Below are 1,179 nucleotides of genomic sequence, written 5' to 3'. Positions count from 1 at the left end.
CGGCCGCGGCGCGCCGCGCCCCGGCGGACCAGCGCCTTGCGGACGGCCCCGCCGAGCTCGGGACCGGCCGGGACCACCCCCATTACAGTAGGTCCGGGGAGCCGCGTCGGACCACGCTGCCGTCCCGGCGCCAGACCACCAGGAACCGAGTCACTAGGAGCACGCGTGCGGCCCGTTGGCAGCAAGTACCTGCTCGATGAGCCGCTGGGGCGCGGCGCCACCGGGACCGTCTGGCGGGGCCGCCAGCGGGAGGAGGCCGGCGCCGAGGCGGCGGTCACCGGCCATCCCGGCGAGGCCGTCGCGATCAAGATCCTCAAGGAGGAGCTGGCCCAGGACCCCGACGTGGTCATGCGCTTCCTCCGCGAACGCTCCGTGCTGCTGCGGCTCAGCCGCGACAGCCACCAGAACATCGTCCGCACCCGCGACCTCGTCGTCGAGGGCGAGCTGCTGGCCCTGGTGATGGACCTGGTCGACGGCCCCGACCTGCACCGGCACCTCTACGACAACGGCCCCTTCTCCCCGGTCGCCGCGGCGCTGCTCACCGCGCAGATCGCGGACGCGCTCGCGGCCGCCCACGGCCGCGGCGTCGTGCACCGCGACCTCAAGCCCGCCAACGTGCTGCTCGCCCGGGACGGCGCGGACGGCGAACTGCTGCGGCCGATGCTGACCGACTTCGGCATCGCCCGGCTCGCCGACGCACCCGGTGTCACCCGCGCCCACGAGTTCGTCGGCTCCCCGTCCTACGTCGCCCCCGAGTCGGCGGAGGGCCGCGAGCAGACCTCGGCCGTGGACGTCTACGCCGCCGGCATCCTGCTCTTCGAACTCGTCACCGGTGAGCCGCCGTTCCGCGGCGGCAGCGCCCTGGAGCTGCTCCAGCGCCACCTCAACGAGCAGCCGCGCCGGCCCGAAGGACTGCCCGACCCCCTGTGGACGGTCATCGAGCGCTGCCTGCTCAAGAACCCCGCCCAGCGCCCCTCCGCCGCCGCGCTCGGCCGCGCGCTGCGCGCGGTGGGCGAGGGGATCGGCGACCACGCGGGGCCCGAGCAGCGCTCCGCGGCGCTCGGCGTCGCCGGGCTCCTCCCGCCGGACCCCGCGCCGGGATAAATCGACAAATCCCCGAGACGGCACCCGCGTGCGGCGGCTCGGCTCTGTCGGGGAGCGCCGCGGCGCGGACCCACG

Annotated in this window: 1 pseudogene; it reads left to right on the top strand. The window is 75.8% G+C overall.

From position 1 onward, the window contains the following. Positions 1-165: 165 nt before the first annotated feature. A pseudogene (locus HCN52_RS24520) lies at positions 166-1,098 on the top strand (serine/threonine-protein kinase); the annotation flags it as partial. Positions 1,099-1,179: the final 81 nt, after the last annotated feature.

Origin of the sequence: Streptomyces bohaiensis, assembly GCF_012033785.1 — a bacterium.
In the GTDB taxonomy this organism is placed as follows: domain Bacteria; phylum Actinomycetota; class Actinomycetes; order Streptomycetales; family Streptomycetaceae; genus Streptomyces; species Streptomyces bohaiensis.
The sequence above is the reverse complement of the archived record's forward strand: the minus strand, read 5'-3'. Positions and strand labels throughout refer to the sequence as shown.